Consider the following 23980-nt stretch of genomic DNA (forward strand, 5'->3'; position numbering starts at 1 on the left):
CAGGCGATGGCTTGTCGGGCATCGCCTCTGCTCCATCCACGATTTCAAGGAACTGTCATGCGCCTGAAGAGCAAGAACATCATCGTCACCGGCGGCGCCAGCGGCATCGGTCTGGCCACGGTCGAACGTTGCCTGCGGGAAGGTGCCAACCTCGTCATCGCCGACCTGCCCGGCCCCGCCGGCGAACAGCACGCCCGGAACCTCGAGGCGCGCTACTCCGGCCGCTGCCTGTTCCTGCCGGTCGACGTCACGTCGACCGATCAGGTGGACCGCTTGATTGCCGATACCGTGGCGCAACTCGGCAGCCTGGATGGCGTCTTCAACAACGCCGGCATCGGCAGCCTGTGCCCGGCCGACGCCTACCCGGACGAAGACTTCCTGCGCGTGCTCGACATCAACCTGAACGGCGTGTTTCGCGTGGCGCGCGCCGCGCTGCGCCAGATGTACCGGCAGGGCAGCGGCAGCATCGTCAACTGCGCGTCGATCCTCGGCGTATTCGGCCAAAGCATGACCGCCGCCTACTCGGCCGCCAAGGGCGGCGTGGTCAACCTGACGCGCACGCTGGCGCTCGAATCGGCTACCAAGGGCGTGCGGGTCAACGCCGTCGGCCCCGGCTACATCGACACGCCATTGCTGGCGGCGCTGGACGCCAGCATGCGCCAGGCCCTGATCGACCTGCACCCGATCGGGCGCCTGGGCCGCCCGGAAGAAGTTGCCAACGCGGTGCTGTTCCTGCTCAGCGACGAGGCCAGCTTCATCACCGGTGCGCATCTGCTGGTGGATGGGGGCTTTACTGCCGGGAAGTCCTGAGCGGCTGGTTGCGGCGGGGCGGTGCCGCGCCCTTTCATATTTCCTGGATCGACCAAACGCTTCGCCTGGCGTCGGCCCCCTTGCTGATGCTCCCTTAGCCGATCTGTCTCAGCGCCGCCACATACTTGCCTTTGGGCTGCTGCGGATAGTTTTGTGACCAAGTGAGCGGTTTCCAGAAAAATGTACCAGTATATGCAAAATTTCAATAAATTACGGGCGTAAATTGTCCATATGTATTGGAGTATATAATTGTCGCTATCAGCCATGATGAAGATGGCGCGCATCAATGAAGTCGACTATTTCAAGGCATCCGATTTTGCGGGTGAACTGAACAAGGCGTTCGCATAACTTTCAGGCAATACGCTGCCAACATGCAAACAATAAGCCCTTCTCCTCCGGCCGGCTTCATTGACCTCTTGCTGGACGCAGTCTGTGCGGTCGATACCGACGGCCGTATCGTCTTTGTCAGTGCCGCCTGCGAGCGCATTTTCGGCTATACCCCGCAAGAAATGGTCGGCAAGAGCATGTTCGAACTGGTGGCGCCGGAGGATCGCGAGCGCACCCTGCAGTCGGCGCGCGAGGTCATGTCCGGCCAGCCCCAACTGCATTTCGAGAACCGCTATATCCGCAAGGACGGACGAATCGTCCACATCATGTGGTCGGCGCGCTGGTCGGAAGTCGACCAACTGCGGATCGGGGTCGCGCGCGACATCACAGAGCGCAAGCAGGCCGAGGCGATGCAGGCTGCGCTGTATGCGATTTCCGAAGCCGCGCACGCCGCAGAGGATTTGCCCGCGCTGTTTCAACGAATCCATCAGATCCTCGGTGAACTGCTGCCGGCGGTTAATTTTTCGGTTGCGCTGTACGACGAGGAAAAAGACCTGCTGAGCTTTCCTTATATGGTGGACGAGTATGACCAGTCCTCCGTCCCACCCAGGCCGGCCGCCGGCACGCTCTGCGCAGAGGTGATCCATACCGGCCAGCCGCTGCTGCTGACTCCCGAGACGATGGCGGTCCTTCCCGCAGGCTTGCGCGCCGCTGTGGGCAGGAATTCGCTGTGCTGGCTGGGCGTCCCGCTCAACTCGCACAAGGGCACGATCGGAGTGCTGGTGCTGAAGAGCTACCAGGGCGGCGTGCGCTACAGCGAAAAGGACAAGGAGCTGCTGCAGTTCGTCTCCGCCCAGATCGCCACCGCGATCGAGCGCCAGCAGTTGTACGCCCGCCTGCAGCACATGGCCCAATACGACCAGCTGACCGATCTGCCCAATCGCGGATTCCTGCATGACCGCCTGAAAGTCGCGCTGGCCCGAGCGCGGCGCGAACAAGGACGCCTGGCCCTGCTCTACCTCGACCTGGACAAGTTCAAGCAGGTCAACGACAGCTTTGGCCATACCGCCGGCGACCTGTTGCTGCAGGAAGTCGCCAGGCGTCTGCGGCAGAGCGTGCGCGAATCGGACACGGTCGCGCGCATCGGCGGCGACGAGTTTGTGGTGCTGCTCGAAAACCTGCAATCGCCCGAGTGCGCCGCAATGGTGGCCGACAAAATCCGCAACGCTGTGCAGCAACCGCTGAACATCGACGGCCACCGTCTGAGCATGGTGCCGAGTATCGGGATCGCGCTTTATCCCGAGCATGGCGAGGGGGAGCAGCAGTTGCTCAAACACGCCGACGAGGCCATGTATTTCGCGAAAAGACAGGGATAGCCGCTCGCAGGTGAGGGTCGGGCCAAACGGTCCCGGTGATGGCACCGACAGGGAATCGCCGGCATAAGCGACGGGCTTTTCAGCGGCGGCGTCGATGTTGGCTGTTGCGCAGCGTCGGCTGCTAGTGCGTCGCTGATCGGCCAAAAGCTGTCTTCCAACCGCCTTTTGCTCTGCGGCTGTATTGCGCCGCAGAGCACACGTTAAATACTGACTACATAAGTCGGGGCGATTCAATCTGACAATCCTGCACCCTCAAAACGGGAACCCGTCAGATTAGGTGGCGGCTTCTACGATTGATCCGTCAAAGTTGAGCAAAGCTCGGCATTCGGCGTACTTCGTGTCCCTGAGAATCTTCTTTTCGTCCAGCTCAATAACGTGTGCAGCACTCTTGTAGCTCTGGATTTCGCTGCGATTCATGGCGCACAAAATGAGTTGTGCGTTTGAAGGAACGGTGTCCATCAGGAACTTGAGGATCTTTTCGTAGTTGAAATCAGCTTGCTCCTGTTGATTCGGAGTGTCGATCACAACAGCCGAAAAGGCCTCATTCTCTGCTTTGTGCACCTGTCGGATAACGGACATGTAGTAGGCTAGGATGCCACGGGTGCTTTCCGCCGCTCCACCGCTTCCGTAGAGCTTCTTGTAATCAAGCGGGGACTCGACCGGTGACAAATTGACGCCTTGGGCCTTCAGATCATCGACATACTTGGCCAAGGAGTCTTTGAACGCGGCGTCCAGATCTTCCCGCTCTTCCTTGGTCAGTAGCTTTTTTTGTTCGGCCCTCAAGTTTCTGTTCGTAGACTTGATGGTTCGAATCAGGGCCGTCTTGGTTTCCATCGTTCGTTGCACATGCTTCTGGACCGCACGAGATGCGATGCTGTCTAGGAATGATGATTCGGCTGCGCTTGCCTCTGTGTCAGTCGTTTCCGAGGTTTCAAGCGGTTTGTATTTGTTGTTGATGGTGTCAATTTCAGAACGCGTGCTCTCAAGCCGTTCCTGACTTTTGGCCAGTTTTTTGTCTAGGCGCTCGATCTTTCCACTGAGCTGAATTACCTGGCTGTCTGCCTCGTCCTTATCAGCGAGGATTGAGGCCCGCTTTGGTGACGAGTTGTCGTGCACGGTTCCACATAACGGGCACAGCAGGGACTCACCTTCGACACATTCGACAGAGAAGGTGTAATCCTTTTCAAGCTCAGCAGATGCCAGTTTCGCCAGATCAAGCTGACCCTGTAAATAGAGGCGTTCCGTTTGGGTTTCGGCAATCGTCCCAAGCAGTTCATCTTGCTTAGCCTGAAGTTTGGCGATGTCTTCAGAGACCTCGGCTGCGAGGGTGTCGAACTCTCCCTTTGATAGGGCAACGGTTTTGCTCGACGTCGGCAGGTACGTTTTGACTACCTCGATCGCAGTCTCAATCTTTCTGACCTCAACCTCTGCCGTTTTTTTCTCAAGGTTCCGAGCTGCAATTTGCTCCTCGAACGCGAAAAATTCGGGCAGTAAATATCCTGTGTGATATTCGATGATGGTCTTTTGCCACTTGGAATATTGCTCAAGATTGATGAAGCCATTCTATGCTTGAGACCAACTACGCTGCTGATCTACGTAGAACGGCAGGAAGTAGAAAGCAGGGGGAGGGGTTTCAAGTTTGGTCGCATCGTTTCTGTTTGGTAATAGTGCCTCAAAACCAACGATTTCGGCAAAGGTCTCTGAGTACGCGCCAGTGATCTTGGAGAATTTTTCCCATTGACCATTCGGGCGACGGAGGAACATTATGTTCCCGTATCGTCCAGCCTGATAGGTCTCGTTGCCAACACTGAAATCAACCAAGCAGCGAACATCAAATGATGTCCATGTGATATCCAGCACCGGATCTCCACCTAATGTCCAGAACAGCAATTTGGCTAGGGTCGATTTTCCAAAGCTATTGTCGTTCGCCGTTATTAGGTTGAAGCGGGGTTTGAACTCGAACTGATTTCCGGACTTTAGGGTATCGGACGCTACTACCAGTCGTTTGAATGCTAAGTTTTTCATGCTGCTTTGTCCTGAGATTTCTAATCAGCAGTTTGAAGTTGTCGATGGTCGGCTCATTTTTCATGGCATTTGCTCAACAGCTCGTAGATGATCGCGGCCTGGGTTGATTCCAAATCGACAAGGTTGTTCTGGGTCGTCTCGGGCAAGGACGCTAATGCCTGCTCCATAAACTCTTTCACACCTTGTTCTTTGAATAATTCAAAGTTGCGTTCCACTGTATCTTTGACTGCTTCCTGATTGTCAATGGCAATCAAGGTCCGCTCCAGCCGCACTGCATTGTGGTAGCGCTCAAAAGCTCTGCGAACCTGAATCCGCTTGTTTGATTTCAGTTCCAAATCTTTAAGGATGTCTTCGAAGTCCTGTAAAAAGGCCTCAATACCCTTGCTTTCCGTGTATGCGGAAATAACTCTCTCAACGTCGCTGTGAGTGGTTCCTTTGTTCTTTACAAGGTTGTTCCATTCAGTAAAGTCAAACGCCACAGTTCCCTTACGATGCAAGTCGTCAATTAGCACGCGATAGATTGTTGATGCATTGCACTTGGCGCCAGGAGCTTTCACGTCGACAAGCTTGGAAATTCGGCCAATAGCTACATCCTGAAAGCCGGAGGCAGGTAGATCCGGTGTAATGAACCTCAAGGTTTTAGGGATGGGATAGGGGCCAAGCTCCTTGTCGATTGCAGCCTGGATGTCTTTGAGGCAGTCATCGTGGAGATCACCAATCGAAATGATTGAGAGCTTCAGGCAATCAGTTTTAGGAGGCAGGTTGAAGCCACAGGTTGCAACTAAATCGAGCGAGTTCAGCTTGTCGACAAAGGGCTTTTTACGAACCCCTTGGAGCATTTTGCCGAGAATTGAGTTTGTCACTTTTTTGGCGGTGGCCTTTGGGACCGAAGTCAATTTCTTCTGGTTCCAAGGTGTAGCGCTGACATTTTTGACCTGATTGAATTCAAACCGTGCGACGGATTCATTGGTCGAAGTCGCCAACACCACGTCCTCATGCAGCTCGATAAAGACAACGTAATCGGCAGCGTTTTCGTGAGCACCAAGAATTCGACAGAGCGCCCAGTGATACTGGTATTCGTACTTCTCGAACGTTTGTGCGCCAGCCCTTTCTCGCTGTGCTGCGGCAAGAGGGTTACTACCTGGCGATCCACTTGTTGTATCCAACTACGCCCCCTTAGTCCCCTAATTTTTGGTCATTATTTTTCTTCAAACTGCAAGTAGTGATTCAGCATGCCGTGAGAATAGCAGAGAAAGCACTTGTAATATCTTTATAGCATCCATAATCTGGCCATTAGATACCTGTGGGTGTCCTTGGCTGAATAGCAGCTAAATGTCGCTTAGCAGTCCGATACTGGCCAGAAACTCAAGGTCGGCTTTGGGTCGATCTGAGCCGTTCGCGTTCTAACATGCCATGCCAGATTGTTCTTTCTCGCCGATTTATCCGAATCAAGCTGGTCTGCTAGTTGCAATCAAACCGCGCTTGGCGATCCATTCATCCAGCCGCCGCTCCACATCCGTAGCTAAATGCAACCCAAGCTTCGAGCGCCGCCACAGAATGTCGACGCCGCTAACCGCCCATTCGTGCTCGATCAGGTATTCCACTTCAGCCGCAAACAATCCGGGCGCGATCTCTTCACCCATCTGCGTCAGTTCGCTCCGCCCCGCCAAGAGTGCGTGAATGCGGGTGCCGTAGGCGCGCGCGTAGCGCGCCACCAGCGGCGCCGGCAGCCAGCCGTACCGCGCCTGCAAGTCCTGGACGTAGCCGGCGAATTCCAGCACCGAGCGCTTCGACGGCCGCGGCCCGTACAGGTCGCCGCCCGGCAGGCAGGCGTTCGCGGTCCAGGTGCCGTGGCGGTTGCCGAGCGCCGGCGCGATCCGGTCCAGTGCTTCCTCGGCCAGCTTGCGGAAGGTGGTGATCTTGCCGCCGAAGACTGACAGCAGCGGCGCGCGCCGGCTATCTTGCACGCCGGCGTCGAATTCGAGGCGGTAGTCGCGCGTCACCGCGGCGGCGTCGGCCGAAGAGTCTTCGACCAGCGGTCGCACGCCGGAATACGACCAGACGACGTCGGCTGGCGTGATCCGTTTCTGGAAGTAATGGTTGGCCAGCCCGCAGATGTAGTCGACTTCGTCCGGCGCGATCGCGACCTGGTCCAGGCTGCCGTGGTAGTCGAGGTCGGTGGTGCCGAGCAGCGTGAAGTCGTGCTCGTAGGGGATGGCGAAGACGATGCGGCCGTCGGCGTGCTGGAAGATGTAGGCATACGGATGCTCGAACAGCCGCGGCACGACGATGTGACTGCCCTTGATCAGGCGCAGCGCCTTGGCCGCCGGCTGCCACGCCGCAGTCTGCAGGAATTCTGCGGCCCAGGGCCCGGCAGCGTTGACCAGGCAGCGCGCGCGCACTTGCAGGGTGCTGTTGTCGGCCTTGCGCAGCGTCGCCAGCCAATGATCGGCGCGCCGTTCGGCCGCCTCGCAGCGGCAGCGGGTCAGCACCGTCGCGCCTTTGTCGGCAGCGTCGATCGCGTTCAGCACCACCAGCCGCGCATCGTCGACCCAGCCGTCCGAGTATTCGAAGCCGCGCACGAAGCCGCTTTTCAGTGGTGTGCCGGCCGGGTGGCGGCGCAGGTCGACGCCGGTTGATGCCGGCAGCAATTCGCGCCGCGCCAGCAGGTCGTACATTAGCAAGCCGGCGCGGATCATCCAGGCCGGGCGCTGGCCTTTTTCATGCGGCATAACGAAGCGCAGCGGCCACATGATGTGCGGCGCTGCGCGCAGCAGCACTTCGCGCTCGATCAGCGCCTTCCTGACCAGGCCGAATTCGTAATATTCGAGATAGCGCAGGCCGCCGTGGATCAGCTTGGTTGAGGCTGACGAGGTGTGCTGCGCGAGGTCGTCCTTTTCGCATAGCACGACCGACAGGCCGCGCCCGGCGGCGTCGCGCGCGATGCCGGCGCCGTTGATGCCGCCGCCGACCACCAGCACATCGCACTCGATGCAATCGATTTTGTCGGGCATTGCTGGCATTGTCCTCGCGCCAAAATGGGGGTTCGAGCCGCGCCGCCGGTGCGGCGGCAACCGCCTGCTACTGCCGCTGGCCGGCTTGCAGGATGCCGCGCACCGCGTTGCGGGTATGGGCGCCGAAGTTGCCGAGCAATTCGGCCACCGTGCGGTCGAGCCGGGCGCGGCGGGTGGCGTCCTGCTGCTCCATCGCACGCAGCAGGTCGATTTCGGATTCGTGGGCGCCGAAGTCGAACGCCGGGTCGGAGACATACTGCGCGGGCAGCGCGGCGACTACGGTTTTGGCCACTTGCGGCGCGCTGCGGCGGGACTGGGTGGACACCACGTCGCGCAGGTAGCGCTCGCTCCAGGCCGGGTAGTCGCGGTCCTTGCCGGTGTCGTGCAGCGCTTGTTCAAACGCGGTTTCGCGCCGCTGGCGGGCGGCTGCGCGCATTTGCTCATGCTGGTAGTTTTCCAGCGCCAGGTGGCGGTTGGAGAGCAGCACGATCATGTCGTCCTTGTAGCCGTGCAGGCCGGCCATCGCCAGCAGGTTGATCCCGAGCAGCTTGGCGGTCGACTCGCCAGGCGCCAGGCTGGCGTGGTAGGGCTGGGTCAGGTCTTGCAGGTAATGCAGCGACAGGCCGGTAAAGCGCCAGCCCCAGTACGCATGCCCGCTGCGAAACGCCAGCGCAGCCAGCGACGCATATTGGTGCGAGCGCAGCAGCGGGAAGGTGCGCTTGATGAACGGTGCCGCCAGGTAGAGGATGCGGCCTTCGTGGAAAAACCCCATGTGAAACGGCGCCTGGGTCGAGAACGACAGCGCCGGGTTACCGAATGGCAGCGCGCCGAGGCCATACTCCTTGCCCCAGGCGGACGGGCTGTCCTGCCACAGGTTGATGTCCAGCCCGTAATCCGGCTCGTCGGCGGCCGAGGCGATCACCGCCAGCGGCGCCACCCGGTCGCCCGCCTTCAGGCTGATGAAACGGTAGCGCGCCGCGGGCTCGGGCAGCGTGCTGACGGCGGAATAGGGCAGCGGCGTGCCGGCCGCCTCGCGCCACGGGTCGGGCTGCAGGTAGAGCGCGAATTTGCTGTCGGCGGCGATGCGCAGGGCGCGCAGGAACGCCAGCCGGCGTGCCTGGTCCGAACGGCCGGCATCGGCCACGAAGGCCAGCGCCGGCGGGCGCGCCGGGTAGGGGTCCAGATTGGCGACGGCCCAGGCTTCCTGGCTGGCCAGCAGGGCTTCGATCGCTTTTTCCTCCGCTTTCAGGAAGGTTTCCAGCGGTTCCACAGTGACGGCGGGAGCCTCGGCTACCTCCGGCATCCGCTCCAGCGCGCGGTAAGTCGGCGGGCTGTGGTTGGTCCAGGCGCCGGCTTGCGAGGCGCTCAAGGCCAAGGCCAGCGCCAGGATCGGGGCAAGGGAAAAACGATTCATCCTGATGTCTCCGGTGCGGGTGCGGTGAGCAAGCGTGCGGCAGCGCGGTGCAATTTCAGCCCAGGCCGCAGCACGATCTTAACCGCGGCGTGATGATGACAGCAAACGAGCCGCAACAGTGATCCGTGACACAGCCAGGAGTGGGGCCTGTCGCCAGTGCCCATCGGGTTCATTCCACTGTGCTCCCGCGAGGGTCAGCGGGAATCCTCTGGCCTAAAGAACAAACGGCGTGGGCGCCGCCCTTGCAAGCTGCATTGGCGCTGGCAGGCGTGAATCATGCCGCAGGCCATAACCGGGCAGCCGCGCGTCATCCGGCCGGTGACCGGGCGCGACAAGTTCGGCTGCCAGGCGCGGGCGCATGACGCATCTGCTGCAGGCGGCGGGGGTGTTTTCCGGCGGCGCCGCTGGAGAAGGCGGCGCCGCTACCGGAGGCGCGTCAGGTCGTTATCCGCACCTATACTCCATGGATTAACGGCTTGTTTCGGTCGTCAATCGGAAGGTTTTTGCATATACCCTGGTTTTCGGAAAACTATGCCGGGCCTCGGGCAGCGCCCGGCATGGGTATCCCGCCGGGTTACTCGCTAGCGCGCGGAATCAGGCGCCGCTCGATGATGTTGCCGGAAATCGTGGCGGCGCCGTCGGAAATCAGGTGCATCAAGGTCGGTACCACTTCGTCCGGAGTCGAGACGCCCAGTGATTTTTCGTACATCGCCAATTCTTCGGCGCTGGCCGATTGCAGGAATACCGGCGTCGCCACCAGGCCGGGCGATACCGCATTGATGCGCACGCCGTGGCTGCGCAACTCATGCGCGGCCGATTTCACCAGGCCGATGATGCCGGCCTTGGTCGCCGCATAGGCGGCGGCGCCCGGCCAGCCGTTGCTGGCCAGCCCCGAGGTGAAGGCAACGATGGAGCCGGAACGCTGCTGTTTCATCACCGGGAACAGCACCCGCAAGAAGTAGAACACGCCGGACAGGTTGACATCCAGATGGCGCTGCCACTCGGCATCCGACAGCGCATCGATCGGCGTGCGCTTCTGGATCGCGCTGGTGATGATGGCAGCGTCGATCCGGCCGGTGGCTTGCAGCAGTCCGGTCACCGCGCCATTTACCGCCGCCGGGTCGGCGATATCGACGGTTTGCACCAGCATGCGCGGTCCCGCCAGTTCGGCCAGGCCGGCGGCGTCGATATCCAATGCCAGCACGGTGGCGCCAGCCTGCACGCAAGCCAGCGCGGCTTCGCGGCCGATGCCGGAAGCGGCGCCGGCAACCAGCACGGTGCGGCCTGAAAAATCGTAGCTGACCTTCATGATTGCATCTCCGTGACCGGCGGTAGACCGGTGATCTGCTGGTACAACTCTTGCGCCTGTGTCGGGTTGTCCGTCATCGGCACGATGGCGGCGATGTGCTCGTCGGGGCGCAGCAGCACCAGGGTGTTGGGCGGGATGCCAAGGCGCTTGGCCAGCGCGTCGCCCGGATCGAGCAGGCTGCGGTCGCGCAGGCCTGAGTCGTGCGGCGCGTCGTAGCGCGACACCGCGTAGTGCCGCAGCGTCGGCGACTTGTCTTCGGGGATCAGCGGGCGGCGCCGCGCGTCGCAAAAATACAGCGCGGTGAAGCGCCCCGAGCACAAGTCGTGGATACGCTCCTCGCAGCCGGCCGGGGTGTGCACCAGGTAATCGGGCAGGCGGTCGCCCGCGCCGACCGCGGGGCGGCTGCTGCGGGTGACCATCGACCAGTCGTTGGAGCCGTTGACGTCCAGTTTGACGCCGAGCATGGTGCGGGTGTAGGCGTTGCTCCAGTTGTTGTCCGACATCGCATGCGATGCATCGCCGCGCTTGGCCATCGACAGCCGCGCCGCCTCGGCCATCTCGCCCGAGCCGTGCACCGCCAGCGGCCGCTGTTCGCGTTCGTAGCCGTCCAGGATGTTTTCATCGCCCCAGCCGCGCAGGTACCACGACAGCCGCCACGGCAGGTTGGAGGCGTCGAGCGCGCCGGTGTTCAGGCCCAGCGCCCACATCGGCGTGATCAGATGCGCGGCATCGCCCATCAGGAACACGCGCCCGCGGCGCCACTCGGTCGCCACCCGATGATGCACGTTGTAGGTGACCTTGTTGATCACTTTGACGTTGCTGACATGGCCGATGAAGGATAGCGACTTGTCGCGCAATTCTTCTTCGGTCGGCTCCTCGGCGCCTTCCTGCAGCGGATAGAGGAAGCGCCAGCAGTGCGGATGGCGCACCAGGATCATCCATTCCTCGGGGTCGGCGAAATAGGCCAGGTAAGGATAGTCGCGCGGATTCTCGAGATCGAGGTCGACTACCAGATCGACCAGCGCGTATTTGACCGGCAGCGATTTGCCCTCGACCATCACCCCCAGCTGTTCGCGCACCGTGCTGCGGCCGCCGTCGCAGGCCAGCAGGAAAGCGGCTTCCTCCTGCACCAGACCGTCACTGGTGCGCAGGTTCAGCACCACATGATCGCCCCGGTCTTCATACGTTTCCAGCCGATGCCCCATCTTCAGTTGGATCAGCCCGGAGCGCTCCACCGCGGCGGCGAGGATCGGCTCCAGATGATGCTGCGGCAGGTTGATGACGAACGGGTAGCGGGTCTCGGCCGACAAGGCGTCGAGCAGCACTGGAAAGGTCGATTGCTGCGTGCGGCGATCGATCTCGCCGATCTCGTCCACCCGCAGCGAGCGCGCCAGCACGTCGTCCGCCACGCCATAGCGGCGGAAAATCTCGAGCGTGCGGGTGAGGATGGTGCCGGCCTTGGTATCGAGCGAGAGTTGCACATCGTCCTCGTAGACCACCGTGGGGATGCCGTAATACGCGAGCCCCAGCGCCGTGGTCAGCCCGATGGGGCCTGCACCAACAATGGCGACAGGCAATTGCTTGGGATTTGGATTAGTCATTTGATCGATCTGTGAACCGTGGCTTGGATGATGGCGGCACTCCGATGCACGGAACCCGGAGTGCGCCGAAAGGAAGATGGAATTTCCGCGGCGAGCTAGCGCAATGCCTTCAGAATCCGCTTCTGCAGCGAGAGCAGATGCTCGGTCATGGCCGCCCTGGCCGCATTGGCGTCCTGGCGCGCGATGCCGTCGACGATCGCCTCGTGCTCGCGCTGGGTCACGACCAGGCCATCCTCCGGCATGATGCGCAGATGCCAGATCATGGTCGAGCGGTCGTGCAGCAGCCGCTGCGCATCCGCCAGGAAACGGTTGCCGGCGGCCTCCGCGACCAGCGTGTGGAAGGCGCGATCGATCACGCTGAACGCTTCGCGGCTGCTCTGGTTCTTCAGCTTGCGCGACTCCTGCAGCATTTTCTTGAGTTCCGTGATCTGCTCCTTCGTGATGCGCTCCGCCGTCAGGGCGACGATGTTGGGTTCCATCGCCAGCCGGGCTTCGATCAGTTCCAGGATGTCGTGCAAGGAATCGGAACGGATCACCAGCCCCTTGCGCGGGATCACCTCGACCAGACCTTCCGCCTTCAGCCGATGGATGGCCTGATGCACCGGCATGCGGCCCAGATCCAGCATTTCGCACAGGTTGGCTTCGTTCAGGAACAAGCCGGGCCGCAGTTCGAGCGACAGGATCTTGTCCTTGATCTGCGTATAAGCATGCTCGCTGAGCGACATGCCGCGGGCGGCCGGCTCATGCTCGCCGGAGATATCCTCTGGGTGGTTGGCCTTGCTGGTCATTTTCTTGGTCATATGCGTTTCTGCCGAACGATTGATTGCCGTTACTAAAAGCCCATCAGTATGAATCAGGCCGGGCTTCGTGGCGCGACAACAAGCCTCAATATCGCGCAACGCCGCCGGAGCCGCGACTCCCGGTTATCAGACCCCCAGGAAGCGCGCCTTGAGATCGGGATCGGCGCGCAACTCCCCGGCAGTCCCGGAATGTACGATCTGCCCCTTGCTCATGATGTGCACCTCATCGGCCAGCGATAGCGCCAGGTTCAGGTTCTGTTCGACCAGCAGGATCGCCAGGCCCTCGTCCCGCAGCGTGCGCAGCACCGTGGCGACATTATTCACCAGCAGCGGCGACAGGCCCTCGGACGGCTCGTCGAGCAGCAGCACGCGCGGGTTGCCGACCAGTGCCCGACCCAGCGCCACCATGCTTTGCTCGCCGCCGGACAGCATCCCGCCCAGGTTAGAGAGCCGCTCGCCCAGGCGCGGAAAGACTTCGATCACGCGCTCGGCCGTCCAGGGGCGAATGCCCGCCGTCGCCGCGCGCGCGCCGACGCTCAAGTGCTCGCGCACGCTGAGCGAGGGGAACAATCGCCGGCCTTGCGGCACCATTCCGACCGCCTTGCGCGCGAGCAGGTAGGGCGCGAGATTCGTGACCTCTTCACCGGCCAGGTGGACCGAGCCCTGGCGCACCCGGTTGTGGCCGGCCAGGGCCTGAATCAGGGTCGTCTTGCCGACCCCGTTGCGACCCAGAATGGCGCAGATGCGGCCCGGCTGCAGCGCGAAGGAAATACCGTGCAGTACGGTGCTCGCGCCGTAACCCGCATGCACATTGTTGACAACCAGGATGTCAGACACTTTCAACTCCAAAATAGATCTGCGCCACTGCCGGATCGTTGCGGATGGTCTGCGGCGACCCGGACACCATCAAACGGCCCTGCTGCAAAACCAGCACGCGGTCGGCCAGCCTCAATGCCATATCGACGTCATGCTCGATCAGCAAGACCGTGATGTCGCGCGGGAATTTTTCGATCATCGCCTCCACCGTCGCCGTTTCCGCCGCCGACAAGCCGGCGGCCGGCTCGTCCAGCAGCAGCAGGCGCGGCCGCCGCGCCAGCGCCAGCACCAGTTCGACTTGCCGCTGCTCGCCGTATGACAGGAAGCGCGTCTCGACCTCGGCCTTGGCGGCGATGCCCCAGTCGGCCAGCAGTTCGAGCGCGCGCTGCTTGATATGGCCGTAGGACATCAGCGAGCGGTACATGGTGTAGCGCGAGGGCTCGCCGGCCTGCACCGCCAGCATCGCGCTTTCGAGCACGGTCATGCGCGGGAACAGCGTGGTGATCTGGAAGGTGCGGCCGAGTCCCAGCGCGACGCGCTGGCGCACGCTGCTTTTGGCCAGATCGCGACCATACAGCTTGACCCGTCCGCCGGTCGGCGCCAGCAGGCCGGTGATGACATTGAACAGCGTGGTCTTGCCGGCGCCGTTCGGTCCGAACAGGACCAGGCGCTCGCCGGCCTCGACGCTGAAGCTCAAGTCGTCGATGGCGCGCAGGCCGCCGAACTGCAAGCTCAGGTTTTCAATCGACAGCGCGTTCATGCCTGATCCTTCTTGCGGGTAGAGAACAGGCCGACCAGGCCATGCGGGGCGAACAGAGTCACCAGTACGTAGATTGCGCCCAGAATCAGGACCCAGCGCTCGGTTATGCCGCTGACCAGATTTTCCAGCGCGATGATGATGAAGGCGCCCAGCACCGGACCGGACACGGTGCCGGCGCCGCCGAGAATCACCATGATCAGGGCGGTGGCCGAGAACGTGATGCTGAGGTAGCTCGGGCCGACGAAGCCGTTCTGCCATACCAGCAGGGCCCCGGCGATGCCGGCCACCATGCCGGCCAGCAGCGAGGCCAGGTATTTGTACAGCCAGACGTTGTAGCCAAGCACGGTCATGCGGCGCTCGTTCTCGCGGATGCCGACCAGGGCCTTGCCGAATGGCGAGCCGACCAGCACCCAGATTGCCAGCAGCAGCAGGCAAAAGATCAGGAACACCAGGTAGTAGAAACCGGTGTCGCTGGCGAGATTCCAGATCAGCGCGCCGGACGGCCGGGCAATCCCCGGAATGCCATCATCGGCACCGGTGAACTCGCGCCAGCTATAGGCCACGCCCCACAGCACCTGGGCCAGCGCCAGCGTGATCATCAGCAGATAAGAGCCCTTGGCGCGCAAGGTCAGGAAACCGAACAGCGCGGCGGTCAGCAGCGCCAGCCCGGCCGCCAGTCCGAGTTGCAGCCAGAAGCTCGGAATTCCGCTGGCCGCCAGCTTGCCGGCCGCGTAGGCGCCGACCCCGAAATAGGCGGCATGCCCGAGCGAAGCCAGCCCGGCGTAGCCCAGGATCAGGTTCAGGCTGGCGGCAAACAGCGCGAAGATCATCATCTTCGCCGCCACTCCCTGGTAATACGAGCCGGTGACCAGCGGCAGCGCCGCCAGCACGAGCAGGACAGCGATTACCAGCACAAGGTTGCGCCGTTGCGGCGAGCGTGTTCCGGATATGGATGGAGCGAGCGGATTCATCATGATTTGCGACCAAAAAGACCATTGGGGCGGATGGCCAGAATCAGGGCCATCGGCACGAACAGGGTAAACAGGGCGAAGTCGGGGATCAGCGCTTTGCCGATGCTGTCGAGCAGGCCAACGATGATGGCGCCGACGAAGGCTCCCTGCAGGCTGCCGAGGCCGCCGATGATGACGACGACGAACGACAGCAGCAAGACTTCCAGTTCGGTGCCGACATGCACGCCGATGATCGGGCCGCCGATGATGCCGCCGAACGCCGCCAGGGCAGCACCGACCACGAAGGTCATGGTGGACAGCAAGGACACATTGATGCCGATGCTTTGCGCCGTCTCGGCGTCGTCGATCGCGGCCCGGATCAGCGCACCGATACGGGTGTGCGCCTGCAGGTACCACAGCGCGATGCCGACCACCAGGCCGACGCCGATGACGAACAGTCGGTAGCTCGGAAACATGACGCCGGCCACGTTCAGCGCGCCCGACAGCCATTCGGGGCGGGGCAGGGTTTGCGGTGTGCCGCCCCAGATCCAGAGCGCGAGGTCGCCCAGCATCAGCATCAGGCCGAAGGTCATCAAGGCTTGTGGCAATTCGTCGCGCGGCAAACGCCTGAGCAGCAAGCGTTCGACCAGGACACCGATCACGATCACCGCCAGGATGCCGCCGGCGGCCGCCAGCAGCAGGCTTTCGGTGTGCTTGAAGACCGAGATCGCGGTCCACACGCCGAACACATAGAACGCGCCGTGGGCCAGGTTGAGGATCTGCATGACGCCATAGATCAGCGCCAGCCCGGCCGCCGACAGGAACAGCAGCATGCCGAACGACAGGCCGTTAAGTAACTGATAAATCCAGAAAGTCATGATGTGGTCCCGGAATGGTGTGGGGCCGCCCCGGGCTTCTCGATGCCGAACAACTCGGGCCGCCTGCGGGCGGATCGGTTGCCCATGCCTTGGGAGGCCAGGTGGGCACGGGAACGGGTACAGCGGACGAATGCATCGTCAATCAAGGAAGTCTCCTGCTAGTCGAATAGTGTCAATTCCGCACCCCGCGATGGCCATCGATGAACCGGAAAGCCGCGCGTGGCGGCTATGACGGCATCGGCGATCGGCGCGGGTAGCCTTTGCAGGCTGTGCCTAGTCCCCATCGGTATCCTTCAAGAGACTCGTATAGTTCGCAACCGCATCGCGGATGCCCATCGGAAACGGCCAGTCGGAACCGAACAGGATGTTGTCGGCGCCGAACACGTCCCGCGCCAGGCGCAGCACGCCCGGGTGGTGCGCGATGCAATCGACGCGAAAGCGCAGCGCTGCTTGCAACGGCAGTTCCTGCTCGAGGTCGACGCCGGGGCGGCTGGTGTCGAAACCTTGCTGCATGCGCCCGCACAGCGCGGAAAAAACGCCGCCGGCATGCGCCAGGCAGAAACGGATGCCGGGATACCTGGCCGGCACGCCGGCCATCACCAGATGGCTGGCCGCGACCCCGGTTTCGTAGGGATTGCCGACCAGGTTTTCGAGATAGAAACGCGCCAGCCGCGGATCGGCGCAGGTGCCGGGATGGATGAAGACGAAGGCCTTTTTTTCATCCAGGCATTGCCACAGCGCCGCGTAGCGGCCCTGCGAATAGTCGATGTCCGGATGGCCGCCGGCGGCCAGCGCCATGCCCTCATAGGGACCGGCGCGATAGTCGGCCAACAGGGTTTCGATCAGTTCCGGATGCTCCAGCGGCAGGTAAAACAGGGTGCTCAGCCGGCCATCGCTGGCTTGTGTGATGGCCAGCATTTCCTCGTTGACATAGCGCACCCACGCCAGCGCCTGCGGCGCCGGCAGAGCTTGCCGATATAACGGCGGCGGGATCGAGACCAGCGCTCGCCGTACCTGGTTTTCATCCATCCAGCCCAGCAGGCGCTCCGGATGGAACAGGTCGCGCATGCCGACCCGATGGCCGTCGAGGAGCAACGCGCCCTCATCCGGCAACCAGCTTACCCCGGGCATCCCGGCCAGCCGGCCGGGATTGATTGGCGCCAGGTGGGTATGGACGTCCAGCTCGATCATGCTGTGCTCAGCGCGGCTCATGATTGGCATTCATTTCCTTGCCCCAGAATTCCGGCGCCCACTGCGGCCAGACATAGGGCAGCTCGTTCCAGTCGCGCGACTGCCAGGCTTCGCTGATCTTGTCCATGTCGGCGTAGTACTCGATCCAGCTGCCCCACGGATCGCGCGTGTAGTGGAACAGGTTGGAGGCCAGCGCATGGCGCCCGAGGCCGAAGCCATCGGTGTAGCCGGCCTTGTGCATCTGCAGCGCGCCGAAGCCGATCGCGTCCACCGAATCGACCTGAAAGCTGCTGTGCTGGAAACCCCGGTGCGTGCTGTTGATCAGCCCGAAACAGTGGTGGTCGCGCACCCCGGTGCCGCCTGCCATGAACGACACCTTGCCGGCGGCGCGGTCGCTGGTGCGCAGGCCGAGCGCCAGGCTGTAGTAGGCCTCGGTCTTTTCCCAATCCTGGGTAAACATCAGCATGTGACCGAGGCGATTGGGGCGTACCTCGCGCTTCAATTCCTGCCACAGGTGACGGTCCACGCGCGGCTGCAGCACCACCGGCTCCGGCAGGCTCTCCGCGGCCGGCGCCGCCGGCACCAGGTTGATCCAGGTGCCCCACGGATCCTGGAACCACAGGCCGTCGCGCAGCGCGCCGAACGGCGGCGTGACCGGCGGCGTGCCGATGCTTTTCAGATGCTCGCCGAAGCGCGCCAGATCTTGCTCGCGAATCGCGAATGAGAGGTGGTGCAGGCGCTTCTGCGCACCTTTGACCACCACCATTTCCGCCGGCCCGGACTGCAGGCTGCGCAGTTGCAGCGTGCCGCCGCTGGTGTCGGCAGCGAGGCCGAAGGTGGTGTAGAACTTCTCGGCCACATCGACGTCGGGCACTTCCAGGCCGTAGCCTGCCAGATGTTGAACCCGTAATGTTTCCATGTTGTTTCCTTAAGTCCGATAGGAGCTGAGGTCGGTTGCGCACATACGGTTGTGCAATTCGCCCAGGCCGGTGGCGCACACCCGCAGTTCGTCGCCGGCGGCCAGGAACACCGGCGGCGTGCGGGCGTTGCCGATCCCGCTGGGGGTGCCAGTCAGCAGCACGTCGCCGGCGCGCAGCGTCATGCCGAACGACAGCTCCGAAATCAATTCGGCGATGCTGAACGCCATCTGCGAAGCACTGGCCTGCTGCATCAGCGTGCCGTTCAGCTCGCACTCGATGGTGACCTGGGCGAGATCGATATCGTCGCGCAGCACGATCCACGGACCGAGCGGCATCGTGGCATCGATACTCTTGCCCTTGAGCCACTGGCCGCCGTGGCGGCGCTGCAGGTCGCGTTGCGAGATGTCGTTTGCCAGGCAATAGCCGAACACGTGCTCCATCGCCCGTTCCTTGGGGATGCTGCGGCCGGTCTTGCCGACCACCACCACGATTTCCGCCTCGTAGTCCCACTTGGCGGACAGCACGGCATCGAACGCGATGTCGTCGTTCGGACCGATCGCGACGTCCGGCCCCTTGGTGAAGAAGGTCGGTGCATCCGGCTTCGGCACATCCTGGCCTTCGCGTTTACCGGCGCTCTCGTAGAAATGATCCCAGTAGTTCCAGCCGGTGCACAGGATGTCGCGCTGGAAACGGCGAATCGGCGCCAACACCCGCACCTCGGCCAGGTTGAAGCGCTCGGCGCCGGCATCGCCGGCCAGCGCGCGCAAGGCCCGCAGGCCCGCGTCGCCTTGTCCGATGATGCTGACCAGGTCGCCCATGGCGACCGGCGCCAGCACCCCCTGCCGGTCATCCAGCAGGCAGGCGACGCGCTCGGCGCCTCCTGCCAGAACGGTTCCGATTTTCACGCTGGCGTCCCTTATTCCGGAATGACAGCGATGGCGCTGATTTCGATCAGGTATTCCGGCGACACCATCTTCGCCACTTCGACCATGGTGGAAGCCGGCAGCGGTGCCTCGAAGAATTCCTGGCGCACTTTGTGGATCACGCTGAAATGCTCGATATTGCGCACGTAGACGTCGACCCGGCAGATGTCTTTCAGCGTGCCGCCGGCGGCTTCCACCGCCGCTTTCAGGTTCTGGCACACCTGGCGCGTCTGCACTTCGACATTGCCGATGCCGGCGATGCTGCCGTCCTGGGCGCGTGCCGTCATGCCGGAGATGAACACCAGTTTGCCGCGCGCTTCGATCGCGGTCGCCTGCGAAAATTGACCGTTCGGCTTGGCCAGCAGCGGGGAAGTGATTTGTTCTTTCATGGTGATACTCCTTCAGGGTTGCGAAAAATTGAGGCGCGCGCCGATTCCGGTCTGCTGCGCCAATTGGTTGAGGTTGTCGACCAGATCGGCCGCCAGCAGGCAGCGGCCGTTTTGTTGCTGGCGGCGGGCACGTTCCAAATCACCCGGCGCATAGATGCGTTCGTTGCCGGGTGCCTTGCGCGAATCGCGGATGGTTTGCGCGAATGCCGCCACTTGGGCGCCGATGCCGGCGCCGCCACCGACGCGCTGGGCGTCGATCGCGAGAAAGGTGTGCGCGCAGTTGTAGGGCTTGTCGAGTTCGCCGTATAGCGGCCGCACTGCGGCGCCGAAGGCGCCACCGGCCAGCGCGCCGCACAGCAGGTCGACCGCCACCGCCAGTCCGAAGCCTTTCGGTCCGGCCGCCGGCAGCAGCATGCCGTTGATGGCGTCCGCTGGGGAGGTGGTCGGCCGGCCGCCGGCATCGGTCGCCCAGCCTTCGGGGATCGATTTCCCCTGCGCCTGCGCCAGACGGATCTTGCCCATCGCGGTGGCACTCATCGCCATGTCCACTACCAGCGGCTCGCCGCTGGCGGACGGGAAGGCGATCGCCAGCGGGTTGTTGCCGACCACGCGCTCGGCGCCGCCCGGCGCCGGCATCAGCGGACGCGTGTTGGAAAAGGCGAAGCCGATCATGCCGGCCTGCGCAAAGCGGCCTGCCCAGTATGCGGCCGCTCCGAAATGGAAGGCATCGCGCACCGCCACCGAGGCCAGGCCATGCTGGTGTGCGCGTTCGATGGCCAGTTCCACCGCCGCCACGGACGATACCTGTCCGAATGAGTTGCCGGCTGACATCACGACCAGACCGCCGTGGTCCTCGACGATGACCGGTGTGGCGGTGAGGGACACGCTGCCGGCGCGCACGCGCTCGACATACATCGGCACTAGCGCCACGCCGTGCGAGGCGACGCCTTCCAGGTCGGCGGCGACCAGCGAATCGGCCAGACAGGCAGCTTGCGGCTGGGCGGCGCCGAGCGCGACAAACAGCTCTTCGATCAGTTGCGCGAGGGAAGCGGCGGTAACTTGTATATTGCTCATTTATGAATTCAGTCCGTTATTGCGTCGGTTGCAGCGCTCAACGCGCGTCCTGCTCATCGGTGTACCAGTCGGGCATCTGCGGGTAGTGCGGACCGTCATACACTTCGACCACCACGGTTTCCTCGTGCGCCAGGGTCGGCCCGTGCACGTTGCCTTTCGGGTTGCAGTAAAACGACCCGGGCAGCAGGGTCACGCCGGTGGCGGTGTACTCGTATTTGCCGCTCAGGCAATACATGAACTGGTTCGAGGCATGGCTGTGCGGCTTCGGGATGCTGGCCCCCTTCTCGAACTTGATCAGCGCGATCGAGGCGCCGGTCGACTCGTCGCGCCACAACATTTTCTCGTGCACCCCGGCCAGGGATTTCGGCCGCCACGACATATCGGTCGCATGAATGAGGATCTCATCCAGTCCTGGCGTGCCTTGCGCCGCTAGCTGGCCGATGGAAGTACTGTCTTGCATGGAGCTTTCTCCGAAAAATAGAAATTTGAACAAGCGGACGCGGCAGCGAGCGGTGTGCCACGGGACGGATTGCCGCGCATGCCGAACCGCGTGGTCAGCACTTGCCCTGCTGGCGCACCTGAACGCCAGGCCATGGCCCGGGGTTCAGGTGCGCCGCTCACGGGCGCGGCACAAACACGAGTCGCATGCAAGCCGCAACACTTAGTCAGGCCGCACGTCCTTGACGACGTCCAGAATCTGGTAGCCCGGCTTGCCGCCTTTGCTGACCACTTTCACGAAGTAGTAGTCGAGGTACGGATAGCGCTTCTCGGCATCGAAACGGAACCGCCCTTGCGGCGTCTTCAGATCCACCGCCTTCATCGCCGCCAGCAGCGCTGCCGGTTCGCTCTTGCCGTTGGTCGCGTTCAGCGAGGCCTCGATGATCTGGCCGATGGTGTAGCCGAGCGCTTCGTAATAGCCGGCCGGCGTCTTCGAGTATTCGCGCTTGTAATCGTCGATGAAGCGCTTGTTCTCCGGGTTGTCGAGTTCTTCCAGGTAGTGGGTAACCGCTACCGAGCCGACCGCCGCCTCGCCCATGGCAGGCAGCAGCATGCCGTCGACGGTGCTGATCACGCCAACCAGCGGCAGCTTGTCGCGCAGACCGAATTCGTGACGGGCCTTGACATACTTGATCGCGTCGGCGCCGGCCGTCGCGGAGAAGACGGTGTTCGCTTCCGGCAGGCCGCCCAGGAACGGTCCCCAATCGGCCGTGCCCAACGGCACGTACAGTTCCTTCGCTACTTTCCCGCCCGCCGCGATGAAGCCGGCACGGAAGCCGTCCGAGACCCGGGTGCCGTAGCTGTATTTGGAGCTGACCACGACCGCATTCTTGTAGCCGAGCTTGCGGTACGAGTAGTCGCCCATCATGCGTCCGAGCTGAACCGAATTCCAGCTCGGCACCAGCGTATTCGGGTGCTTCGCGTTCTCCGGCGTCTGGCCGGTCATCGGCATGTGCGGAATACCCTTGCGACCGATGTAGTCCTGGGTGGCGGCGACCACGTGCGCCAGGAACGGACCAATCACGATATCCACTTGGTCGCGGTCGACCAGCTTTTGAACCTTGGTCACGCCGAGGTTGGGATCGCCCGCGTCATCCTCCACGATCAACTCGATCTTGCGGCCGGCGATTTGGCCGTTCAATTGCTTCAGGCGCAACTTCAACCCGTTGACCTCGCCGATGTTGATGTCCGCGACGCCACCGGTCAGCGTGGCCAGCACGCCAATCTTGAATGGGGCAGGTGTCTGGGCATGGACCGCAAGGGGGGCAAGCGCTAGCCCAAGTACGCCGGCACTGGCAATTCCCAGCAACGTGGCGCGTCGTGTTTTGAATTGATCGATTGACATGGATTCCTCGCGTTGATTGAAAGTGGGGGGCCAACAAAAAACCTGCTTACCTGGTGCGGCCTCAAAACACGAAATGACATGCCGCGTGATTCCCAAGGGTATTGATATATCTTAAAACATGTTACGTGAGAGATCAATAGAATTCCACCGATCCGCAAATGCTGGCGGCAGCACACTCGGGCCCGACGCTGTTTGGCATCCGCGACGTTCGGAAGAGTCGTGTACCAGGGCCGCGCTCTTGGTGGCGACGGCGATGACAGGCCTGGATGGCCGGACCGGGCGGATGGGACGGCCGAGCGGGAATCTGTCGCTCATGGAAAGGCGCAACGCTTGATTGGGCGACAACATCGCGCTCAATGACACGGAGGCGAACGCCCATGAGTCGCCATGCGATCCTTTATGGCGATCGACGCGGCATTTGCCGGCCGATGGCTGGCTGCGCGCAGCGAACTGCCTGCGGGTATAGTTCCGGATGACGCCGACCGTGCCGCCGGTCGCCGCACGCAATCCATTATCCCGGGAATCACCATGCTCAACCTGACCCGCACCATCCACACCATCGACGCCCACACTGGCGGCGAACCCTTGCGCATCGTCGCCGCCGGCATGCCGCCGGTTCCCGGTGTCACCATCCTGGAAAAGCGCGCCTGGCTGAAGGCCGAGCGCGACGATCTGCGCTGCTTCCTGATGAACGAGCCGCGCGGGCACGCCGACATGTACGGCGCCTATCTGCTGCCGCCGGTCACCGCGAATGCCGATTTCGGCGTCATCTTCATCCACAACGAAGGCTATAGCGACATGTGCGGGCACGGCATCATCGCGCTCGGCAAGGTGCTGGTGGAGCTGAATTTCGTCGAGCGCGTGGCGCCGGAAACGCGGATCGGCTTCGACACCCCGGCCGGCTTCATCGAAGCCTGGGTCGAGTGGGACGGCAGCCGCGCCGGCCGCGTGCGTTTCAACAACGTGCCGGCTTTCATCTATCTGCGCGACCTGGAAGTGGACACGCCGTCGTTCGGCAAGGTAGTCGGCGACATCGTGTTCGGCGGCGCCTTCTACTACTACATCAACATCGCCCAGAGCGGACTCGAAGTGCGGCCGGAACAGGTGCGCTCGCTGATCCAGCTCGGGACTGAGGCCAAGGCGGCGGTGCAGGCCAAGGTGAAAATCCAGCATCCGCTGGAACCGGGACTCGACCAGCTGTACGGCACCATCATCGACGGCGCGCCCAACCAGCCTGGCGCCGACCAGGCCAACGTCTGCATTTTCGCCGACCGCGAAGTCGACCGCTCGCCGACCGGCACCGGCACCTCGGGCCGCGCCGCCCAGCTCTTTTTGCGCGGCAAGCTCGGCCTGAACCAGTCCTACGTCAACGACAGCATCGTCGGCAGCCGCTTTTCGGTGCGCGTCACGGCACCCGCCAGGGTCGGCACATTCGACGCGGCGCAAACCGAAGTGAGCGGCGCCGCGCACATCATGGGCATGAACCAGTGGCTGCTGGAAGAATCCGATCCGTTTCCGACCGGCTTCTTTTTACGTTAAGTCACAGTTTGCCAGTCGTGC

The 23980-nt window shown here is 62.6% G+C and carries 22 protein-coding genes; 3 read left to right on the forward strand and 19 right to left on the reverse strand.

The genetic code is table 11. The features are described from left to right. Positions 1–57 precede the first annotated feature (57 nt). Entirely contained in the window at positions 58–810 is a 753-nt protein-coding gene (locus ACK2VC_RS09395; protein WP_486730082.1) for an SDR family NAD(P)-dependent oxidoreductase, read from the forward strand. Positions 811–1181: 371 nt separating this feature from the next. Then, positions 1182–2513, forward strand: coding sequence for a sensor domain-containing protein (locus ACK2VC_RS09400; protein WP_486730083.1), 1332 nt, complete (start codon positions 1182–1184; stop codon positions 2511–2513). 273 nt (positions 2514–2786) lie between these two features. Here ACK2VC_RS09400 and ACK2VC_RS09405 read toward each other — a convergent pair whose 3' ends face one another. The 19 genes from ACK2VC_RS09405 to ACK2VC_RS09495 all read right to left on the reverse strand — a co-directional run bounded on the left by ACK2VC_RS09405 (position 2787) and on the right by ACK2VC_RS09495 (position 22420). Then, complete coding sequence (locus ACK2VC_RS09405; RefSeq protein ID WP_486730084.1) at positions 2787–3629, reverse strand: coiled-coil domain-containing protein; 843 nt, start codon at positions 3627–3629, stop codon at positions 2787–2789. A 447-nt stretch (positions 3630–4076) separates the two neighbouring features. Next, positions 4077–4538, reverse strand: coding sequence for a hypothetical protein (locus ACK2VC_RS09410; RefSeq protein WP_486730085.1), 462 nt, complete (start codon positions 4536–4538; stop codon positions 4077–4079). 53 nt (positions 4539–4591) lie between these two features. Beyond that, complete coding sequence (locus ACK2VC_RS09415; RefSeq protein WP_486730086.1) at positions 4592–5704, reverse strand: DUF4297 domain-containing protein; 1113 nt, start codon at positions 5702–5704, stop codon at positions 4592–4594. A 282-nt stretch (positions 5705–5986) separates the two neighbouring features. Continuing rightward, entirely contained in the window at positions 5987–7552 is a 1566-nt protein-coding gene (gene glpD / locus ACK2VC_RS09420) for a glycerol-3-phosphate dehydrogenase (protein ID WP_486730087.1), read from the reverse strand. Between the two features lie 67 nt (positions 7553–7619). Further along, positions 7620–8966: a hypothetical protein gene (locus tag ACK2VC_RS09425; RefSeq protein ID WP_486730088.1), complete on the reverse strand. Its 1347-nt coding sequence runs from the start codon at positions 8964–8966 to the stop codon at positions 7620–7622. A 574-nt stretch (positions 8967–9540) separates the two neighbouring features. Continuing rightward, positions 9541–10275 (reverse strand): SDR family NAD(P)-dependent oxidoreductase, encoded by a 735-nt coding sequence (locus ACK2VC_RS09430; RefSeq protein ID WP_486730089.1) that lies wholly within the window; start codon positions 10273–10275, stop codon positions 9541–9543. After that, positions 10272–11876: an FAD-dependent monooxygenase gene (locus ACK2VC_RS09435; RefSeq protein WP_486730090.1), complete on the reverse strand. Its 1605-nt coding sequence runs from the start codon at positions 11874–11876 to the stop codon at positions 10272–10274. The genes ACK2VC_RS09430 and ACK2VC_RS09435 overlap by 4 nt, the downstream gene beginning before the upstream one ends. A 95-nt stretch (positions 11877–11971) precedes the next feature. After that, on the reverse strand, positions 11972–12676 hold the full coding sequence (locus tag ACK2VC_RS09440; RefSeq protein WP_486730091.1) for a GntR family transcriptional regulator: 705 nt from the start codon (positions 12674–12676) through the stop codon (positions 11972–11974). Positions 12677–12802: 126 nt separating this feature from the next. Further along, the gene (locus ACK2VC_RS09445) at positions 12803–13513 is read right to left on the reverse strand and encodes an ABC transporter ATP-binding protein (RefSeq protein ID WP_486730092.1); all 711 of its coding nucleotides are present in this window, start codon (positions 13511–13513) and stop codon (positions 12803–12805) included. After that, positions 13506–14252, reverse strand: coding sequence for an ABC transporter ATP-binding protein (locus tag ACK2VC_RS09450; protein ID WP_486730093.1), 747 nt, complete (start codon positions 14250–14252; stop codon positions 13506–13508). Before ACK2VC_RS09450 ends, ACK2VC_RS09445 begins: the two co-directional genes overlap by 8 nt. After that, positions 14249–15226, reverse strand: a complete 978-nt coding sequence (locus ACK2VC_RS09455; protein WP_486730094.1) for a branched-chain amino acid ABC transporter permease — start codon at positions 15224–15226, stop codon at positions 14249–14251. Before ACK2VC_RS09455 ends, ACK2VC_RS09450 begins: the two co-directional genes overlap by 4 nt. Then, on the reverse strand, positions 15223–16080 hold the full coding sequence (locus tag ACK2VC_RS09460; RefSeq protein WP_486730095.1) for a branched-chain amino acid ABC transporter permease: 858 nt from the start codon (positions 16078–16080) through the stop codon (positions 15223–15225). Before ACK2VC_RS09460 ends, ACK2VC_RS09455 begins: the two co-directional genes overlap by 4 nt. Positions 16081–16353: 273 nt before the next feature. Continuing rightward, a complete protein-coding gene (locus ACK2VC_RS09465; RefSeq protein WP_486730096.1) occupies positions 16354–17292 on the reverse strand; it encodes an amidohydrolase family protein in 939 nt (312 codons plus the stop codon). Further along, on the reverse strand, positions 17279–18190 hold the full coding sequence (locus ACK2VC_RS09470; RefSeq protein WP_486730097.1) for a VOC family protein: 912 nt from the start codon (positions 18188–18190) through the stop codon (positions 17279–17281). Before ACK2VC_RS09470 ends, ACK2VC_RS09465 begins: the two co-directional genes overlap by 14 nt. Positions 18191–18199: 9 nt before the next feature. Further along, complete coding sequence (locus ACK2VC_RS09475; protein ID WP_486730098.1) at positions 18200–19096, reverse strand: fumarylacetoacetate hydrolase family protein; 897 nt, start codon at positions 19094–19096, stop codon at positions 18200–18202. An 11-nt stretch (positions 19097–19107) separates the two neighbouring features. After that, positions 19108–19503, reverse strand: coding sequence for a RidA family protein (locus ACK2VC_RS09480; RefSeq protein WP_486730099.1), 396 nt, complete (start codon positions 19501–19503; stop codon positions 19108–19110). A 12-nt stretch (positions 19504–19515) separates the two neighbouring features. After that, positions 19516–20577, reverse strand: a complete 1062-nt coding sequence (locus ACK2VC_RS09485) for an Ldh family oxidoreductase (protein ID WP_486730100.1) — start codon at positions 20575–20577, stop codon at positions 19516–19518. A gap of 37 nt (positions 20578–20614) precedes the next feature. Next, entirely contained in the window at positions 20615–21037 is a 423-nt protein-coding gene (locus ACK2VC_RS09490; RefSeq protein WP_486730101.1) for a cupin domain-containing protein, read from the reverse strand. Between the two features lie 201 nt (positions 21038–21238). Beyond that, the gene (locus tag ACK2VC_RS09495; RefSeq protein ID WP_486730102.1) at positions 21239–22420 is read right to left on the reverse strand and encodes an ABC transporter substrate-binding protein; all 1182 of its coding nucleotides are present in this window, start codon (positions 22418–22420) and stop codon (positions 21239–21241) included. A 528-nt stretch (positions 22421–22948) separates the two neighbouring features. On the opposite strand from ACK2VC_RS09495, the gene lhpH reads away from it, so the two are divergent. Beyond that, positions 22949–23959, forward strand: coding sequence for a trans-3-hydroxy-L-proline dehydratase (gene lhpH / locus ACK2VC_RS09500; RefSeq protein ID WP_486730103.1), 1011 nt, complete (start codon positions 22949–22951; stop codon positions 23957–23959). The last annotated feature ends 21 nt before the right edge of the window (positions 23960–23980 follow it).

The sequence above is a fragment of the Herbaspirillum sp. WTB6 genome, assembly GCF_057457785.1.

Coding starts and splice junctions, on each gene's coding strand:
- ACK2VC_RS09465 (WP_486730096.1), bottom strand. CDS start 17,292: ATGAGCCGCGCTGAGCACAGCATGATCGAGCTGGACGTCCATACCCAC.
- ACK2VC_RS09490 (WP_486730101.1), bottom strand. CDS start 21,037: ATGCAAGACAGTACTTCCATCGGCCAGCTAGCGGCGCAAGGCACGCCA.
- ACK2VC_RS09425 (WP_486730088.1), bottom strand. CDS start 8,966: ATGAATCGTTTTTCCCTTGCCCCGATCCTGGCGCTGGCCTTGGCCTTG.
- ACK2VC_RS09435 (WP_486730090.1), bottom strand. CDS start 11,876: ATGACTAATCCAAATCCCAAGCAATTGCCTGTCGCCATTGTTGGTGCA.
- glpD (WP_486730087.1), bottom strand. CDS start 7,552: ATGCCCGACAAAATCGATTGCATCGAGTGCGATGTGCTGGTGGTCGGC.
- ACK2VC_RS09480 (WP_486730099.1), bottom strand. CDS start 19,503: ATGAAAGAACAAATCACTTCCCCGCTGCTGGCCAAGCCGAACGGTCAA.
- ACK2VC_RS09470 (WP_486730097.1), bottom strand. CDS start 18,190: ATGGAAACATTACGGGTTCAACATCTGGCAGGCTACGGCCTGGAAGTG.
- ACK2VC_RS09460 (WP_486730095.1), bottom strand. CDS start 16,080: ATGACTTTCTGGATTTATCAGTTACTTAACGGCCTGTCGTTCGGCATG.
- ACK2VC_RS09440 (WP_486730091.1), bottom strand. CDS start 12,676: ATGACCAAGAAAATGACCAGCAAGGCCAACCACCCAGAGGATATCTCC.
- ACK2VC_RS09485 (WP_486730100.1), bottom strand. CDS start 20,577: ATGAGCAATATACAAGTTACCGCCGCTTCCCTCGCGCAACTGATCGAA.
- ACK2VC_RS09495 (WP_486730102.1), bottom strand. CDS start 22,420: ATGTCAATCGATCAATTCAAAACACGACGCGCCACGTTGCTGGGAATT.
- ACK2VC_RS09450 (WP_486730093.1), bottom strand. CDS start 14,252: ATGAACGCGCTGTCGATTGAAAACCTGAGCTTGCAGTTCGGCGGCCTG.
- ACK2VC_RS09455 (WP_486730094.1), bottom strand. CDS start 15,226: ATGATGAATCCGCTCGCTCCATCCATATCCGGAACACGCTCGCCGCAA.
- lhpH (WP_486730103.1), top strand. CDS start 22,949: ATGCTCAACCTGACCCGCACCATCCACACCATCGACGCCCACACTGGC.
- ACK2VC_RS09395 (WP_486730082.1), top strand. CDS start 58: ATGCGCCTGAAGAGCAAGAACATCATCGTCACCGGCGGCGCCAGCGGC.
- ACK2VC_RS09410 (WP_486730085.1), bottom strand. CDS start 4,538: ATGAAAAACTTAGCATTCAAACGACTGGTAGTAGCGTCCGATACCCTA.
- ACK2VC_RS09430 (WP_486730089.1), bottom strand. CDS start 10,275: ATGAAGGTCAGCTACGATTTTTCAGGCCGCACCGTGCTGGTTGCCGGC.
- ACK2VC_RS09400 (WP_486730083.1), top strand. CDS start 1,182: ATGCAAACAATAAGCCCTTCTCCTCCGGCCGGCTTCATTGACCTCTTG.